The organism is Pseudomonas sp. PB120, assembly GCF_009761815.1.
Classification (GTDB): domain Bacteria; phylum Pseudomonadota; class Gammaproteobacteria; order Pseudomonadales; family Pseudomonadaceae; genus Aquipseudomonas.
Genome location: NZ_RWIN01000035.1, coordinates 19,336 through 35,553 on the forward strand (window position 1 = coordinate 19,336; position 16,218 = coordinate 35,553).

General features: G+C 58.3%; 13 protein-coding genes, 1 tRNA gene and 3 pseudogenes. 10 read left to right on the top strand and 7 right to left on the bottom strand.

Annotated features, from left to right (window positions below; all coding sequences use genetic code 11):
- Window positions 1-293 precede the first annotated feature (293 nt).
- Together EJA72_RS05900 and EJA72_RS05905 are read left to right on the top strand one after the other, a co-directional pair.
- Window positions 294-1,865: a GGDEF domain-containing protein gene (locus EJA72_RS05900; RefSeq protein ID WP_157710574.1), complete on the top strand. Its 1,572-nt coding sequence runs from the start codon at window positions 294-296 to the stop codon at window positions 1,863-1,865.
- 139 nt (window positions 1,866-2,004) lie between these two features.
- Window positions 2,005-2,553: pseudogene (locus EJA72_RS05905) on the top strand (DUF1254 domain-containing protein); the annotation flags it as partial.
- 41 nt (window positions 2,554-2,594) lie between these two features.
- On the opposite strand, the gene EJA72_RS05910 reads toward EJA72_RS05905, so the two are convergent.
- On the bottom strand, window positions 2,595-2,933 hold the full coding sequence (locus EJA72_RS05910) for a hypothetical protein (protein ID WP_157710576.1): 339 nt from the start codon (window positions 2,931-2,933) through the stop codon (window positions 2,595-2,597).
- A 79-nt stretch (window positions 2,934-3,012) separates the two neighbouring features.
- Window positions 3,013-3,591 (bottom strand): GNAT family N-acetyltransferase, encoded by a 579-nt coding sequence (locus EJA72_RS05915; RefSeq protein ID WP_157710577.1) that lies wholly within the window; start codon window positions 3,589-3,591, stop codon window positions 3,013-3,015.
- Between the two features lie 128 nt (window positions 3,592-3,719).
- On the opposite strand from EJA72_RS05915, the gene EJA72_RS05920 reads away from it, so the two are divergent.
- Complete coding sequence (locus tag EJA72_RS05920; RefSeq protein ID WP_157710578.1) at window positions 3,720-4,514, top strand: exodeoxyribonuclease III; 795 nt, start codon at window positions 3,720-3,722, stop codon at window positions 4,512-4,514.
- A gap of 110 nt (window positions 4,515-4,624) precedes the next feature.
- Window positions 4,625-5,449, top strand: a complete 825-nt coding sequence (locus tag EJA72_RS05925; RefSeq protein WP_157710579.1) for an arylamine N-acetyltransferase — start codon at window positions 4,625-4,627, stop codon at window positions 5,447-5,449.
- Window positions 5,450-5,454: 5 nt separating this feature from the next.
- Here the strand turns inward: EJA72_RS05925 and EJA72_RS05930 are convergent, their stop codons facing one another.
- Together EJA72_RS05930 and EJA72_RS05935 are read right to left on the bottom strand one after the other, a co-directional pair.
- Window positions 5,455-5,787, bottom strand: coding sequence for a BrnA antitoxin family protein (locus EJA72_RS05930; RefSeq protein ID WP_157710580.1), 333 nt, complete (start codon window positions 5,785-5,787; stop codon window positions 5,455-5,457).
- 3 nt (window positions 5,788-5,790) lie between these two features.
- Window positions 5,791-6,072 carry a BrnT family toxin gene (locus EJA72_RS05935; RefSeq protein ID WP_178129095.1) on the bottom strand — a complete coding sequence of 94 codons (282 nt, stop codon included), beginning with the start codon at window positions 6,070-6,072 and terminating at the stop codon, window positions 5,791-5,793.
- A gap of 253 nt (window positions 6,073-6,325) precedes the next feature.
- Here EJA72_RS05935 and EJA72_RS05940 point away from each other — a divergent pair, with 253 nt between their 5' ends.
- From EJA72_RS05940 to EJA72_RS29590, 4 genes and pseudogenes are all read left to right on the top strand, one after another.
- Entirely contained in the window at window positions 6,326-7,843 is a 1,518-nt protein-coding gene (locus EJA72_RS05940; protein ID WP_157710582.1) for a nucleobase:cation symporter-2 family protein, read from the top strand.
- Window positions 7,844-8,344: 501 nt separating this feature from the next.
- Window positions 8,345-9,667, top strand: coding sequence for a DUF1329 domain-containing protein (locus EJA72_RS05945; RefSeq protein WP_157710583.1), 1,323 nt, complete (start codon window positions 8,345-8,347; stop codon window positions 9,665-9,667).
- A 68-nt stretch (window positions 9,668-9,735) separates the two neighbouring features.
- Window positions 9,736-10,017, top strand: a pseudogene (locus EJA72_RS29140) (PAS domain-containing protein); the annotation flags it as partial.
- 306 nt (window positions 10,018-10,323) lie between these two features.
- Window positions 10,324-11,301: pseudogene (locus tag EJA72_RS29590) on the top strand (methyl-accepting chemotaxis protein); the annotation flags it as partial.
- Window positions 11,302-11,739: 438 nt separating this feature from the next.
- On the opposite strand, the gene EJA72_RS05955 reads toward EJA72_RS29590, so the two are convergent.
- A tRNA-Asn gene (locus EJA72_RS05955) sits at window positions 11,740-11,815 on the bottom strand.
- 227 nt (window positions 11,816-12,042) lie between these two features.
- On the opposite strand from EJA72_RS05955, the gene EJA72_RS05960 reads away from it, so the two are divergent.
- The gene (locus tag EJA72_RS05960; RefSeq protein ID WP_008007186.1) at window positions 12,043-12,273 is read left to right on the top strand and encodes a hypothetical protein; all 231 of its coding nucleotides are present in this window, start codon (window positions 12,043-12,045) and stop codon (window positions 12,271-12,273) included.
- On the opposite strand, the gene EJA72_RS05965 is transcribed toward EJA72_RS05960, so the two are convergent.
- The gene (locus EJA72_RS05965; protein ID WP_157710585.1) at window positions 12,270-12,479 is read right to left on the bottom strand and encodes a hypothetical protein; all 210 of its coding nucleotides are present in this window, start codon (window positions 12,477-12,479) and stop codon (window positions 12,270-12,272) included. The two genes, EJA72_RS05960 and EJA72_RS05965, sit on opposite strands and share 4 nt — an antisense overlap.
- Window positions 12,480-12,622: 143 nt before the next feature.
- Window positions 12,623-13,819: an amino acid aminotransferase gene (locus EJA72_RS05970; RefSeq protein WP_157710586.1), complete on the bottom strand. Its 1,197-nt coding sequence runs from the start codon at window positions 13,817-13,819 to the stop codon at window positions 12,623-12,625.
- Window positions 13,820-14,156: 337 nt separating this feature from the next.
- Between EJA72_RS05970 and uvrB the strand changes: the two genes are divergently transcribed.
- Window positions 14,157-16,172: an excinuclease ABC subunit UvrB gene (gene uvrB / locus EJA72_RS05975; RefSeq protein ID WP_157710587.1), complete on the top strand. Its 2,016-nt coding sequence runs from the start codon at window positions 14,157-14,159 to the stop codon at window positions 16,170-16,172.
- The last annotated feature ends 46 nt before the right edge of the window (window positions 16,173-16,218 follow it).

Consider the following 16,218-nt stretch of genomic DNA (forward strand, 5'->3'; position numbering starts at 1 on the left):
TTAAACGCCGCAATAATATTCTGTTACATGCCGTAATGCTCTAATTTTTCTTGAGATTCACCGAAGAAAACTCAATAGGTGTCTGAACGAAAACGTATGTATCCAGGAAAAAACATTGTGTCAGAATGTAAACAATTCTTCGCGTCGCCCTTGACTGAATGGCACTGGCTCACTGTCAGCCACCAAAGGAGATCGAAGGTCGAGCATTTGCCCCTCACAACCCCGTAGACTACGCTCACAAAAAATAAGGGTTTTGGGCCATAGCCCATGCCTTGCCCTTTCAGGACCTGCTTTTGCCTATCCCTCTTCATGACGCTCACCACGCCCCCGGCGGCGCTTTGAAACGGCTACCTCTGCTCAAGGCGGCGGTGCTGTTTATCGCGGCGGTGTGCCTGTGTCTGTGTGGTTTGCTTTACCTGCAGCTGGAGCAGTCGCATCGCCAAGACCTGGACGCGGCACAAGTCGCCTCGGCGAACTTGACCCGGGCGATGGCGCAGCAGGCTGAAGACACGTTCATGAAAGCCGATCTGGTGCTGACCGGTCTGACGGAGTGGCTTCAGGTTGATGGCTATGGCTCCGCCCAGAAAGCTCGATTGCAAAAGACCTTTGAGCGACGGGTTTTGGCGCTGGAGCAATTGCACGGGATATTTTTGTTCGACAAGAACGGTCAATGGGTCGTGACTTCATTTGAAGATCTGCCCCGCGGTCCAGGGGTGGCGGACCGTGAGTACTTCAAGTTTCATCAGCAGAATGTGTCATCGGTGGCACACATCGGGCCGGCGATCCGTAGCCGTAAAAATGATGAGTGGATCATTCCGGTGTCCAAGCGGGTGAACGACAAGAACGGCAACTTCCAGGGCGTGTTGTTGGCCGGGATCAAAATGTCGTACTTCGATCAGTTCTTCAAAAGCTTCAGCATCGATGACAACGGATCAATGTTTTTGGCGTTGACCGACGGTACGTTGTTGGCGCGTCGCCCGTATGTCGAAGCGCAGATCGGCACTTCACTGGCCAATGGCGAAATCTTTCAGACTCTCTTGCCCCGCGCGCCCTCCGGCAGCGCGATGGTCAGCTCGGTGGTCGATGGCGTTGTGCGGTTGTATGGCTACCACCAGTTGAGCGCCTACCCGTTGGTAGTGGCGGCGGCATCCTCCAAGGAGGCGATTCTCAAGGGCTGGGAGGCCACGGCATTTCAGTCCATCGTCATTGTTGCATTGGTGATACTGGGCGTCGGGCTGTTCGGTTGGGTGTTCATTCATCAGGTGCGCGATGGTGAGCGGATCGAGGCGGATTTGCGCAAGGCTCAGGAAGCGCTGGAACTGATCGCAACCCATGACAGCCTCACCGGCCTGGCCAATCGCCGATTGTTCGAGCGTGCGCTGGACATCGAGTTCGGTCGTGGCGCCCGACGCTCGACATCGCTCAGCCTGATCATGCTCGATATCGATTTCTTCAAGCGCTACAACGACGCCTATGGACACGTGGCCGGGGACCATTGCCTGGCTGAAGTCGCGCGGGCATTGAAGAGTTGTTGCCATCGCAAGGCTGACCTGGCGGTGCGGTACGGCGGTGAAGAGTTCGCAGTGTTGCTGCCCGAGACCGACATCCACGGCGCCCTGGCGATTGCCGAACTGATCCGCCGCAGCGTCATTGACAAGAACATCACTCACAGCGGTTCACCGACCGGCTATGTGACGGTCAGCCTCGGTTGTTATGCGTTTGTGCCGACGGGGCGCGACAGCATTGAAATGTTTATCCAGTGTGCCGATGCGGCGTTGTATCGGGCCAAGCATTCGGGGCGAAACCGCTCGGCCGTGTTGTCGCTGGAGGGTGGTGTCGAAGCGCTGATGCGTTCGGACCGCTGAGGCTGCTGAGTGACTGTTTCACCTGCGCAACACCCCGACAGCCGGCCGTCTGGCTGTCAGATCCACCGCAAATGATCGTCTAGAGTTGCGATAGCTCTGCCGAATCCGGCAGGTCTCCCTCAGCGAGGACGACGCCAAAATGTTGATTACTCAAGCATTGACAGCCGTTGCTCTAACCGTTGCAGCCTCCATCACCTATCCGTTGGCCAGTTACGCTCAATCAGAAATAGCCCCGCAGTCGAAAGCCCCGGTGAACATGTTTATGAGTGTGCCCGGCGCTCCGTCGAAAGCGTTCAGCGGTTCGACACGCTCAGACGTCGACACGCTCTATTCCATCGCCTGGCTGGACCTGACCAAAGAACCCCAGATCATCGCCGCGCCGAACACAGGCGGGCGTTTCTATGTGCTCCCGATGCTCGACATGTGGAGCGACGTATTCGCCTCACCAGACTCGAGCACGACCGACACGCACGGGGGGCAGTTTCTGGTAACGCCGCCGGGGTGGACCGGGACGGTACCCGCCGGATTGAATCATTTGCCTTCACCCACGTCTTTTGTCTGGATCATCGGCAGAACCCGGGTCGACGCTGCGGCGGATTACGCGGCGGTGCACAAAATACAGGATGGCTACACCGTGACGCCGTTGTCGCAGATGAGCACCAACGCTGAGCCTGCCAACGTGAACGTATCGGTGGTCACGCCCCTGTAAAGGTAGTGGGTGACTTCATGCTAGGGGTTGCTTTTACGCGTCCAGCTGCCCGTTCCGCCTCCCGCGCCACCGGTGCCACCACCCGCCGCGCCGGTTCCGCCGCCAGCGCCAGAACCGCTGGTGCCACCGCTGTTGCCAATGCCGCCACTCGACGAGCCCGAGCCGCGATTGTCGCCCCTGGAGTCGTGTCCGACCGAGGGCGTTCCCGGGTTGTTGTTGGGTGACAGCGTCGAGCCGCTGATTGCGCCCGAATGGGTGCCGGTGGCATCGGCGCCGTCATCAGAGGCCGCCCATGTGCCCACGGCCACGGCGGATAATAATCCGGCCAGTAACAAGGAGCTCAATGTCTTGTTGATCATGGTACGTCTCCAACAAATGAGTCGTTACCTGACATTAGGCTCGTGGGGTAGGGGGAGGTGCATGACAAATGACGACTGGTCAGTGATTTGCCAGCTTCTGCTCAAGACCGCGCCGCACCTGAGGCCATTCATCATCAATGATGCTGAATCGCACCGAATTGCGCTTGCGTCCGTCCGGCATGATCCGTTCGTGGCGCACGATGCCTTCTTGCTGCGCGCCGAGCCGGAGAATGGCGTGGCGCGATGTCTGGTTGTTTTCGTCGGTAGTGAATTGCACCCGCACGCAGTCCAGCACCTCGAACGCATGGCGCAACATCAGGTATTTGGCTTCGGTGTTGACGAAGGTTTTCTGCCAGCGGGCAGAGATCCAGCTGCTGCCGATCTCGAGCTTGCGGTTGAGCCGGTCGATTTTCCAGAAGCGCGTCGAGCCAATGACTTCGCCAGTGTCGTTGAGCACGATGACGAAGGGCATGACCGTTCCGGCGTCACGGCCATCAAGGGCCTTCTTCAGGTAGTCGTCGACCGTCATCGGAGACGGCACGACGGTGACGGTCAGGTTCCACAGCTCGCCGTCCCGTGCGGCGCTGATCAGCGCGTCGGCATCGGCGTATTGCAGGGGGCGCAGGCTGATTCGTTGACCTTCCAGAGTTGTTTCCATGACGTCGGTGTTCTCGGCAGCACAGGCGGGTGTTGGGTTCCTATTACGCCGTACAGGTGGTGGCCGACGCAACCACCGAAACGTGCAGGTGTCACACGCTAGACACCTCGCATCAGGAGCGTTGGTTCATGAAAAACCTGCGAATCGCCACCTTCAACGTCAATGGCTTGCGCGCCCGACTGCCGAACTTGCTGGTCTGGCTTGAGCGGGAAAAACCGGACATCGCCTGTTTGCAGGAATTGAAGTCGGTCGACAGCGCATTTCCCGCGGCCGAGCTTGAAGCCGCTGGCTACGGCGCGATCTGGCACGGCCAGTCCTCATGGAACGGCGTGGCGATTCTCGCGCGGGATGCGCAACCACTGGAAAGTCGCCGAGGCCTGCCTGGCGATGACAGTGACACCCATAGCCGCTATCTCGAAGCTGCCGTGCACGGGATTCTGGTCGGCTGCCTGTACCTGCCCAATGGCAATCCGCAGCCGGGGCCGAAATTCGACTACAAGCTGGCGTGGTTCGAACGCCTGATCAACTACGCACACACCCTTCAAGACAGCGAACATCCAGTGGTGCTTGCCGGCGACTACAACGTGGTGCCCACCGACCTCGACATCTACAACCCGCGCTCCTGGCTCAAGGATGCCTTGCTGCAACCGCAAAGCCGCGAGTGCTACCAGCGTTTGCTCGCTCAAGGCTGGACCGACTCCCTGCGACATCTTTATCCGGAGGACCGGCTCTATACCTTCTGGGATTATTTCCGGCAGCACTGGCAGAAAAATTCGGGTCTGCGCATTGATCATCTGTTACTCAATCCGGCCTTGAGCCCTTACCTGCAGGATGCTGGCGTCGATGCCTGGGTGAGAAACGAGCCACACGCCAGCGACCATGCGCCGACCTGGATTCGGCTGGGGGCGCGCAAACGTCGCTGAATAACCTTGCGCGGCGATTGGCGAAATCAATTGTCGGTCGAACCGATTTATCCCTTATACATGGCGCCCATCGGCGGAGTGATCCGCGGCCTCTGCAGAAGGACCGAGCAATGAGCGAACCACGCCTGGAAAACCTGAGTCTGTATTTGCAACGCCTGGGGTTCGATGCGCCTCCCGCACCGACGCTGGAAACCCTGCGCCAACTTCAGCTGCGTCACACCGGCGTATTCCCTTTCGAAAACCTCAGTACATTGTCGGGCGAGCCGGTGCTCATCGACTTGCCATCCATTGAGCAGAAAGTCCTGCACGCGGGGCGTGGTGGTTACTGCTACGAACTCAATAACCTGTTTCTGGCGTTGCTACAGACGCTGGGTTTCGATGCGCGAGGCATCAGTGGCCGGGTTGTGATGGGCCAGCCCGAAGGCGCATGGACGGCTCGTACGCATCGCTTGAGCCTGGTGATCCTGGACGGCGTGCGCTACATCACCGACGTCGGCTTCGGTGGCATGGTGCCGACCGCGCCGCTGCTGCTCGATACGCCGGACGAACAGCTCACCCCGCACGAACCCTATCGCATCGAACAGCATGTCGATGGCTACACCCTGCGCGCCAACGTCGCCGGCGAATGGCGGGCGATGTACCTCTTCGACCTGCAACGCCAGGAAGACATCGACTACACCATCGGCAACTGGTACGTCTCGACCCATCCAGAGTCATCCTTTGTTAAACAATTGATGGTGGCCCGCACGGGAGAGGGATGGCGGCGCACGTTGAACAACGGCAGCTTCGCGATTCATCGAATCGGCAGCGAGACTGAGCGCCGGCAAGTGGCGGATGTCGATGAGTTGCTGGAATTGCTGAGCCGCGAGTTCGGGATTCGGGTGCCCGAATCTGTAACGCTCAAACAAACGCTGAAGCGATTGCTGTCGTCTTGAGTCACTCAAGGCTCCAGTACGCGATGGATTTCGCTCAAGACCTCTGACAATTTTTTCTCCAGGCTTTTTAGCTCGGCGGCGGTTATCCCCTCTTTGAAATGCCCGGCATTCGCGATAGCGGTGTATGGGCTGGAGATCGCGCTTTTACTGCCGTCGCCGAGCAGGGCCTGGCGCAGGGTGTTGTTGATCACCGTCTGATAACCAAACCCTTCACTCTCGGCCAAGGCGCGGGCCGCTTCGATAACGACGTCATCGAGCATGATGGTGATTCGGGTTTTTCCTTTGGTGGAGGCAACGGCTCCACGTTTGGCATTGCTGAAATCGTATTCGTCTTTCATGGGTCAAGCCTCCCTGTATCGGCGCTGCTCGTTGTGGGTCGCGATGCGCGCGGAAATTATTCGAACGAAATTCGGATCGCGATAGGTGTAAGCAACGACCAACAAGCGCCCCTTGGCATCCAGCCCCATGATGATCCAGCGCTGCTCATCATGGTGGTTGTCCTGCACCGAGAGCGCTCTCTCGTCATAAAACACGGCCTCCGTTTCCGCGAGGCTGATCCCTTGGTGCTTTAATTTGTTAGCGGCGTTCTTTGCCTTGTGATACTGAATTTCGAATGACTTAATTATGCATACTTTATATGTATAGGCGAGAGGCAACCGTACCGTTGGTCGCTTGGAATCCAAAGCCTAGCGGGTAAGGTAGAAGGCGTTCGAAGGATGTATTTCAAGGTTTTTTGGGCGGGGGAGTCTGAGCAGTGAAAGGCACAAATGGACACATGTTCATAATCTGACTGGTGAGTTGTATACAACTCTATAGACATTTGTCCTGAGTCTTGCATACAGTGTGCGCATAACAAAAACCAGGGAACCCCCTAACATGAAAACGCCCCATGTTTCACACCAACGGCCCGAAGACGAAAATCTCGGGGTCGGCGCGAATATGGCTTACGGCCTGCAACATGTTTTGACCATGTACGGTGGCATCGTTGCGGTGCCGTTGATCATCGGTCAGGCGGCCGGGCTTTCGCCGGCGGACATCGGTTTGTTGATTGCTGCTTCATTGTTTGCGGGGGGCTTGGCGACGTTGCTGCAGACCCTTGGTTTACCGTTTTTCGGTTGTCAGTTGCCGCTGGTACAGGGCGTGTCTTTTTCCGGCGTCGCGACCATGGTGGCGATTGTCAGCAGTGGCGGGGAGGGTGGCTTTCAGTCGATCCTGGGGGCGGTGATTGCGGCGTCCCTGATTGGTTTGCTGATCACGCCGGTGTTCTCGCGGATTACCAAGTTTTTCCCGCCGCTGGTCACGGGCATCGTCATCACCACCATCGGCCTGACACTAATGCCGGTCGCCGCCCGCTGGGCTATGGGTGGCAACAGCCATGCCGCGGATTTCGGCAGCATGGCAAACATCGGGCTGGCGGCGGTGACGCTGGTATTGGTGCTGCTTCTGAGCAAGGTTGGTAGCGCCACCATCTCCCGATTGTCGATTCTGCTGGCCATGGTCATCGGGACGGTGATTGCGGTATTCCTCGGCATGGCGGACTTTTCGTCCGTCTCGCAGGGACCGATGTTCGGCTTCCCCGCGCCATTCCACTTCGGCATGCCGACCTTCCACTTCGCGGCGATCCTGTCGATGTGCATCGTGGTCATGGTGACGCTGGTGGAGACCTCGGCCGACATCCTGGCCGTCGGTGAAATCATCGGCACCAAGGTCGATTCCAAACGCCTGGGCAATGGCCTTCGGGCCGACATGCTATCGAGCATGATCGCACCGATCTTTGGCTCCTTCACTCAAAGCGCCTTCGCCCAGAACGTCGGGCTGGTGGCGGTGACTGGCATCAAGAGCCGCTTTGTGGTGGCGACCGGTGGCTTGTTCCTGGTAATCCTGGGCCTGCTGCCCTTCATGGGCCGGGTCATCGCCGCCGTTCCGACTTCCGTCCTTGGCGGCGCCGGTATCGTGTTGTTCGGCACCGTGGCCGCCAGCGGCATTCGTACGCTGTCCAAGGTCGACTACCGCAACAACGTCAACCTGATCATCGTCGCCACCTCGATCGGTTTCGGCATGATCCCCATCGCCGCACCGAACTTCTACGATCACTTCCCAAGCTGGTTCGCCACGATCTTCCACTCGGGCATCAGCTCCTCGGCGATCATGGCCATCGTGCTCAACCTGACCTTCAACCACCTCACGGCCGGCAACTCCGATCAGCAGTCAGTGTTCGCTGCCGGCACCGAGCGTGTGTTGCGCTATCAGGACCTGGCCGCATTGCGCGAAGGCGATTACTTCAGTGAAGGCAAGTTGCATGACTGCGACGGTAAGGAAATCCCGGTGGTAGAGGCCGACCATGGTCATGGAGAGCCACGCGGGGTGCATGTGAAAAGTGGTGAGCATGTCTGATTGAGCCCTGAGGCGGGGTGAGTGCCGGGTTGGCACTCGTTCCGCACATGACTGAAAATCAGATCGAGGTCTGCAATTGCGCATCCTTGGGCTCGGCCTCCAGTATTGGCCCCCCATCTCGTTGGCAGCAGAGGAGCTGGCTCCCTCTGAAGTAGTGACGACTGGCATGCCGGTCGGATTCTGAACCTAAGGTCATTCGTGGCCTGGAGCTAAAGAATCGCTGCGACTACTCCTCGTAAAATTCAAAAAGGCATCCTTCGGGATGCCTTTTTTATTGACTTGAATTTGGTTTCGCAATGGTACAGCCAGCTCCTGCAATGGGATCGCAGACAGACCCTGCTCTGTCATGAATAGCCAAAGGTCTGTCGTCAAATGAAAAGCGCTTCCGATTCGGGGGCTTTTTAATGGCTGCATAAAAAGCCCCTGGCGATTGAGCCGAGGGATGCGACTGCTGCGCCTGAGTCACGAGTTGCCTGGTACGCCAAGCAGGAGAATAACAATATGAAATTCGTGAAATGCCTCTTGGCTGCTATACCCGTCATGGCGTTGGCCATCGATGCACAAGCTAATGTATCGAGTCAGGAAGCTGCCCGGCTGGGCACCAGTCTGACGTTGGTGGGGGCTGAAAAGGTCGGCAATGCCGATGGTTCCATCCCGCCTTACAACGGTGGCCTGACCACGGCCCCGGCCAGCTTCAAAACGGGTGATACCATGCGCCCAGATCCCTATGCGAACGAAAAGCCGCTGCTGGTGATCAACGGCAAGAACGTGGATCAATACAGGGGAATGCTGAGTGCCACCTCCGTAGCGTTGGCTCGACGTTACCCCGGCTACCGCATCGACGTGTATCCGACCCACCGCACTGCAGCGCTGCCACAGGCGGTATTGGACAATAGCCGCAAGAACGCCACCGCCGCCAGGTCTCTTAAAGGTGGGATAGCCTTCGACAATGTACTGCCCGGTGTGCCGTTCCCGATCCCGCAATCAGGCGCCGAGGCGATGTGGAATTTTCTGCTGCGCTTTCAGGGCGTCAACATCCATTCCAAGTACGACTCGTGGAGCGTCGACGCAGCGGGGGTGCGAAGCCTGGTTGTCACCGGCGAGGCATTCGTCTCCTTTCCGATTTACGAGAACATGTCGAAGCCCATCAACAATTCCGACATCTACTACCAGTTGAAACTGTCCTATATAGGACCTGCACGCAGAGCCGGCGAGTCGGTCATGCTCAAAAACGCTACCAACCCACTGGAGCGTCCAGGCCGTGCCTGGCAGTACATGCCGGCCCAGCGCCGGGTCAAACAAATTTCGATCCTGGCCTACGACACACCCAACCCCGGTACCGCCCGTGCCCTCGAGCTCTATGACTGGACGCTGGTTGGCAAGCAAGAAATGATCGTGCCCTACAACACCTACAAACTGACCTATGCCCGGGATGCCAAGTCACTGACCACTCCCAATTACATTGCCCCGGACTTCGTCCGCTGGGAAAAACACCGGGTCTATGTCGTGGAGGGCAACCTCAAGCCAGGTGCAAATCACATCTACCACAAGCGCCGCTTTTACCTGGATGAAGATACCTGGGCCGCAGTGGCCTCCGATCAGTACGACGGCAATGACCAGCTCTACCGTGGTTCCTTCGCTTTCTTGAGCCAGAGTTATGACCAGCAGGTGCCGGATGCCACCCCATTCATGACGTACGACCTGTCTCTCGGCACCTACAACATCAATGGCGTGGTGGGCCCTCATGGCGGTATCGGCTACATCGAGCCGCTGTCAGCGGCGCTGTGGGTACCGGAGTCCATGGCGGGTACCGGCATTCGTTAGGGCCAGGATGGCCCGGCTTCGTTCACAGGCTCCCCTCATACTAATAATCCGAAAAGGAATCGCACTCAATGCGTGTGAATTTGCCCGTAACCGAGCAAGAAAGAGTATTCCCTGCCGAACAACGATTGATCTCCACGACCGATCTGGATAGCCGAATCACTTACTGCAATGACGCCTTTGTTGCCATCAGCGGTTTCACTCTTGACGAACTGGTCGGCCAGACCCATAACCTGGTTCGACACCCGGATATGCCACCGGGAGTGTTTATCCATATGTGGCACACCATCAAGCAAGGCAAGCCCTGGATGGGTTTGCTGAAAAACCGCTCGAAAAACGGTGATTTCTATTGGGTCAGTACTTACGTCACGGCAATCTTTGAAAACGGACGCATTAGCGGTTACGAATCGGTTTGCTCGGTGCCCAGCCGCGACCGGGTTCGCCGGGCAGCAGCAGTGTATGCAAGGATGCGGGCCGGCAAGCCGATTGTGTCGCTAAGTGCCCGCCTTTTCCGTCCACTGAAACACGGCTGGCCATTCCTGATGGCAGGAGCAGTGTCACTATCAGGTGATCAATGGCTTCCAAAAGCGGCCGCCCAGGGGGTACTTGTGGCGAGCCTGATGCTCGCCTGGTACCTGTTCGAGTCCCGACATCGCCTAACCATCGAGCGCACCCTGGCCGAGCACCCGAAAGCATTTTCCGATCCGCTGGTCGCGCTCACCTTTAGCGAAAACCACGGGCCCCAAGGGCGCCTGGATATGGCCATGCTTAGTGAGGGAGCACGCTTGCAGACAGCCTTGACCAGGCTTGTCGATGCCGGGGTCAATGTAAAGGCAAAGGCTGCGCAGTCCAGCGAACTCTCCGGTTCGCAAGCGCAGTCGCTTGATCGTCAGCGCAGCGAAACGGACCAGTCCGCCGCCGCCATTTCACAGATGGCCGCCACCAATCAGCAGGTGACTCAAAACGTCATCAGCACTGCGCATGCCGCCTCCGAGGCCCACCAGTTGACCAAGGAAGGCAGTGAACTGGCCCTGCAAAGTCTGCATGCCATGGAAGCTATGTACGCGGCCGTCAACGAGATCGACAAGGCAGTCAATGCCTTGGCAAGTGAGACGCAATCGATCGGCAACGTCGTGGATGTCATCACGTCCATAGCCGAACAGACCAACCTGCTGGCGCTCAACGCAGCGATTGAAGCGGCCCGGGCGGGTGAGCAAGGTCGAGGCTTCGCGGTGGTTGCAGACGAGGTGCGCTCTCTGGCACAACGCACCCGCGTATCCACTGAGCAGATCCACGGCATCATCGCTTCGCTGTATGTCGGTGCAGATCGCGCGGTATCAACAGCCAGCCGGGGTGAGCAGATTTCCCGTGAAAGCATGCAGCGTGCCGAAGCTGTGCAGTCGGCCCTGGTCGGCATCAGTCAAGCCGTCAGCCGGATTACCGATATGAGCCAGCAGATGGCGTCCGCCTCAGAAGAGCAACGTCACGTGACCGAAGACATCAACCAACAGATCACGCGTATTGCTCAATTGTGTGACCACAGCGCCGGACAGGCTGAGCAAGGCGCCGCGATCAGTCAGGATCTGGAAGTGATGGCTGATTATCTGTACGGCCTGGCGGAGCGTTTTAGCCGATAGACATGGGCGTAGCGCTCTCTATGTAATTGGATGGACTCGCCCAAACCGAGGCGTCTGTGCGCCACGGTGGCATTCTTATAGAAGCCAGCGACAGCGAGGGCGAGGCCATGAAAAAGCATACGACGATCAATCAGTCTTTGTCAGCCGATGTGGTGGCATGCACCACCGTTGCGGTGGATCTTGCCAAAAGGGTCTTTCAGCTGGCCGGGGAGGATGCCCTCGGTAATGGTGCCGTTAGGCGATAGTTTGCTCGTCCTGCAACATTTCGCTGGCGAAGGCCCGCTGCTTTGCCGGGCACATTGAGTGCCGCTGTCTCGCATGTAAATCGTCATCAACTGTTCATTAGATGAAGTGTTTAGCAGAAATGAATTGTTGAGCAATTCGTTGAGCAGAAACAAAAAAGGCCAGCTATGCGCTGGCCTTTTTCGTTGATTTTACTGGCTCCACGACCTGGACTCGAACCAGGGACCCAGTGATTAACAGTCACTTGCTCTACCAACTGAGCTATCGCGGAATAGCGCGTATGTTACTGATTCAAAAAGAGAAGTCAAGCATCAGTTAGCACTTTAATGGAATCATGAAGACGGACGGTGGTTTCTCGGGTGTTGGCGGTTACCAGAATCGCCTCAGCGGGCTACCATGACCGCCCGGAAGTGGTTACACGCGCTGCCGGCCATTCGCCGAAAAGGTACGCGCCATGAATCACCCAATCCTCACGTCCCGACACCATGGGGTGTTCGCATGAGCATCGCCCAGATCAGCTTGCCCAAGGGTGTCGGCCCGCACGCCGAAAAACTGTTCGATGCAATCACGCAGGCCAGTACCGCTGATGAACTGAACCGTGCCGGTGGCAAGGCCGAAGGGTTTGTCCTGGGGCTGGAAAGCACCAAGGCAATCAAGAGTCAGGTCGCTGAATCGCTCTACGTCGCCTATGACGACGCCGCCAGCCAGCGCGCGACCGAATTGGCTTAACCGCCGAAAGTCAGCGTGCCGAGCATCAGTTTGGCGTAAAGCGCTGTCGCGCCCAATTGCACCAGCCACAGGGCCAGGCCGCCGAGGAATACACCGGCTGCGACTTGCAGCACCAGATTGTTGCCGCGTTTGGCCGGGGTGCGGGGGATGAAGTCATTCACGTCATCCAGGTCATCGCGCTCAGCGCGTAGGTCATCGTTTTTCATGTGGGTTCTCTTGGAAAATCTCGGGTGTACGCAAACCTGTCGCTGTGCAGTCTAGAGCGCTCGGTCATGAGGTCGAGAATTATCTGTGACAAATAAAAAACGGGAAGCTCAAAAGCTTCCCGTTTTTCGTATCACAACAAGACTCAGATCACTGCAACGATCGCCTTGGTCACGGCGTCGATGTTGCTCTGGTTCAACGCGGCAACGCAGATGCGGCCGGTGTCCAGTGCATAGATGCCGAACTCGCTGCGCAGACGGGTCACTTGCTCAACCGTCAGGCCGGAGTAGGAGAACATGCCACGCTGACGACCGACGAAGCTGAAGTCGCGGTGTGGAGCGTTTTTCGCCAGCAGGTCGACCATCTGGATGCGCATGCCGCGAATCCGCAGGCGCATTTCTGCCAGTTCTTCTTCCCACTGAGCGCGCAGTTCCGGGCTGTTCAACACGGCGGCGACGATGCTTGCACCGTGGGTCGGCGGGTTGGAGTAGTTGGTGCGGATCACGCGTTTGACTTGCGACAGGACGCGCGCGCTTTCTTCTTTCGATTCGCTGACGATCGACAGGGCGCCCACGCGCTCGCCGTACAGCGAGAAAGATTTGGAGAACGAGCTGGAAACGAAGAAGGTCAGGCCCGATTCCGCGAACAGGCGCACGGCAGCGGCGTCTTCGTCGATGCCATCGCCAAAGCCCTGGTAGGCCATGTCGAGGAACGGCACGTGACCTTTGGCTTTCACCACTTCCAGGACGTTGTTCCAGTCGGCCGGGCTCAGGTCCACGCCAGTCGGGTTGTGGCAGCAAGCGTGCAGTACGACGATCGAACCGGACGGCAGGGCGTTCAGGTCTTCCAGCAAGCCGGCACGGTTAACGTCGTGGGTCGCGGCGTCGTAATAGCGGTAGTTCTGCACCGGGAAACCGGCGGTTTCGAACAGTGCGCGATGGTTTTCCCAGCTTGGATCGCTGATGGCGACGACGGCGTTTGGCAGCAGTTGCTTGAGGAAGTCGGCACCGATTTTCAGCGCGCCGGTACCGCCAACGGCCTGGGTGGTGATGACGCGGCCAGCAGCGATCAGCGGCGAGTCATTGCCAAACAGCAGTTTTTGCACGGCCTGGTCGTAAGCGGCGATGCCGTCGATTGGCAAGTAGCCACGGGAAGCGTGTTGAGCGACGCGAATCGTCTCGGCTTCGACAACGGCGCGCAGGAGTGGAATTCGCCCCTCCTCGTTGCAGTAAACACCGACCCCCAGGTTGACCTTGTTGGTACGGGTATCGGCATTGAATGCTTCGTTGAGGCCCAGGATTGGATCGCGTGGTGCCATTTCGACAGCGGAGAACAGGCTCATTTTTGCGGCGGCTCTGAATGGAGAATGGAGGGACGTGTGGCGCTCCAGCCGAATGCACTAGAGCGGTGCACAAACGGGGAGCTAGTATAGAGGTCATCGGCGATTGATGGCGACAGAGGATTCAGCTTTTACGGTAGGTTTTTTCGATTATTTTTCGACCATTAGTCGATTGGCTGCGTCAAAGTCTTTACGGGATGTAGGACGTTTGCCTTGAAAGCGCGGGCATTCGGCTCCACATTGAGCACAATCCAGTTTTTTCCTCGGGCGACGTCGGTCGTTTGCGGTCTTTCTCGTTCCTGTCCGGTTTGACCGGTCCGGCGCGAACCAGAGGTAGTTCATGTCTGAATTCCAGCTAGTCACCCGCTTCGAGCCCGCCGGCGACCAGCCGGAAGCCATCCGCCTGATGGTCGAAGGCATCGAAGCCGGGCTGGCGCACCAGACGTTGCTCGGTGTGACCGGCTCGGGCAAGACCTTCAGCATTGCCAACGTCATCGCACAAGTGCAGCGCCCAACCCTGGTGCTGGCGCCGAACAAGACCCTGGCCGCGCAGTTGTACGGCGAGTTCAAGGCGTTCTTCCCGAACAACGCCGTCGAGTACTTCGTTTCGTACTACGACTACTACCAGCCCGAAGCCTACGTGCCATCGTCGGACACCTTTATCGAGAAAGATGCCTCGATCAACGACCACATCGAGCAGATGCGACTGTCCGCGACCAAAGCCTTGCTGGAGCGCAAAGACGCGATCATCGTCACCACGGTCTCGTGCATCTATGGTCTGGGCAGCCCGGAAACCTATCTGAAAATGGTGCTGCACGTGGATCGCGGCGACAAGCTCGACCAGCGTGCGTTGCTGCGTCGCCTGGCGGACCTGCAATACACCCGCAACGACATGGATTTCGCCCGTGCAACCTTCCGGGTGCGCGGTGATGTAATCGACATTCACCCGGCGGAATCCGATTTCGAGGCGATCCGCATTGAGCTGTTCGATGATGAAGTCGAAAGCTTGTCCGCCTTCGATCCGTTGACGGGCGAAGTGATCCGCAAGCTGCCGCGCTTTACCTTTTACCCGAAAAGCCACTACGTGACCCCGCGGGAAACCCTGCTGGACGCCGTCGAAGGGATCAAGGTCGAGTTGCAGGAGCGCTTGGAATACCTGCGTTCCAACAACAAACTGGTGGAAGCGCAACGCCTGGAGCAGCGCACCCGTTTCGACCTGGAGATGATTCTCGAACTGGGCTACTGCAACGGCATCGAAAACTACTCGCGCTACCTCTCCGGGCGCGCATCCGGCGAGGCGCCGCCGACCTTGTTCGACTACTTGCCGGCCGATGCCTTGCTGGTGATCGACGAATCCCACGTCAGCGTGCCGCAGGTCGGCGCCATGTATAAGGGTGACCGCTCGCGTAAAGAGACGCTGGTGGAATACGGTTTCCGCCTGCCTTCAGCGTTGGATAACCGGCCAATGCGCTTCGACGAGTTCGAAGGCATCAGCCCGCAGACGATTTTTGTTTCGGCCACACCGGGTAACTACGAGGCGGAACATGCCGGGCGCGTGATTGATATGGTCGTGCGTCCGACCGGCCTGGTGGACCCGCAAATCGAAATCCGTCCGGCGCTGACCCAGGTCGATGACCTGCTCTCCGAAATCGGCAAGCGCGTGGCGCTGGAAGAGCGGGTGCTGGTCACCACGCTGACCAAGCGCATGTCCGAAGATTTGACCGATTACCTGGCCGACCATGGCGTTCGGGTGCGTTACCTGCACTCGGACATCGACACTGTGGAGCGGGTGGAAATCATCCGCGACCTGCGTTTGGGCACCTTCGACGTGCTGGTCGGGATCAACTTGTTGCGCGAAGGCCTGGACATGCCGGAGGTCTCGCTGGTGGCGATTCTGGATGCGGACAAGGAAGGTTTCCTGCGTTCGGAGCGCTCGCTGATTCAGACCATCGGCCGGGCGGCGCGTAACCTCAATGGGCGGGCGATTCTGTATGCCGACCGGATCACCGGTTCCATGGAGCGGGCAATCGGCGAAACCGAACGGCGTCGTGACAAGCAGATTGCCTTCAACCTGGCCAACGGCATCACCCCCAAGGGGGTGTTCAAGGACGTGGCCGATATCATGGAAGGCGCCACCGTGCCGGGCTCGCGCAGCAAGAAGCGCAAAGGCATGGCCAAGGCCGCCGAGGAAAGCGCCAAGTACGAAGCCGAATTGCGTTCGCCGGGAGAGGTTGTCAAGCGGATCAAGGCGCTGGAAGAGAAGATGTATGCGTTGGCGCGGGATCTGGAGTTTGAGGCTGCGGCGCAGATGCGTGATGAAATCACCAAGCTGCGGGAGCGGTTGATCGCTGTGTGAGATTTGTAGCGCCTGATCTGGCCCTTTCGCGAGCTTGCTCGCGAAA

What these genes read in the sequence shown, in the direction of transcription:
- EJA72_RS05910 (WP_157710576.1), bottom strand. Translation starts at nt 2,933, where the DNA reads ATGATCAACAAGACATTGAGCTCCTTGTTACTGGCCGGATTATTATCC.
- EJA72_RS05915 (WP_157710577.1), bottom strand. Translation starts at nt 3,591, where the DNA reads ATGGAAACAACTCTGGAAGGTCAACGAATCAGCCTGCGCCCCCTGCAA.
- EJA72_RS05920 (WP_157710578.1), top strand. Translation starts at nt 3,720, where the DNA reads ATGAAAAACCTGCGAATCGCCACCTTCAACGTCAATGGCTTGCGCGCC.
- EJA72_RS05925 (WP_157710579.1), top strand. Translation starts at nt 4,625, where the DNA reads ATGAGCGAACCACGCCTGGAAAACCTGAGTCTGTATTTGCAACGCCTG.
- EJA72_RS05930 (WP_157710580.1), bottom strand. Translation starts at nt 5,787, where the DNA reads ATGAAAGACGAATACGATTTCAGCAATGCCAAACGTGGAGCCGTTGCC.
- EJA72_RS05940 (WP_157710582.1), top strand. Translation starts at nt 6,326, where the DNA reads ATGAAAACGCCCCATGTTTCACACCAACGGCCCGAAGACGAAAATCTC.
- EJA72_RS05945 (WP_157710583.1), top strand. Translation starts at nt 8,345, where the DNA reads ATGAAATTCGTGAAATGCCTCTTGGCTGCTATACCCGTCATGGCGTTG.
- EJA72_RS05960 (WP_008007186.1), top strand. Translation starts at nt 12,043, where the DNA reads ATGAGCATCGCCCAGATCAGCTTGCCCAAGGGTGTCGGCCCGCACGCC.
- EJA72_RS05965 (WP_157710585.1), bottom strand. Translation starts at nt 12,479, where the DNA reads ATGAAAAACGATGACCTACGCGCTGAGCGCGATGACCTGGATGACGTG.
- EJA72_RS05970 (WP_157710586.1), bottom strand. Translation starts at nt 13,819, where the DNA reads ATGAGCCTGTTCTCCGCTGTCGAAATGGCACCACGCGATCCAATCCTG.
- uvrB (WP_157710587.1), top strand. Translation starts at nt 14,157, where the DNA reads ATGTCTGAATTCCAGCTAGTCACCCGCTTCGAGCCCGCCGGCGACCAG.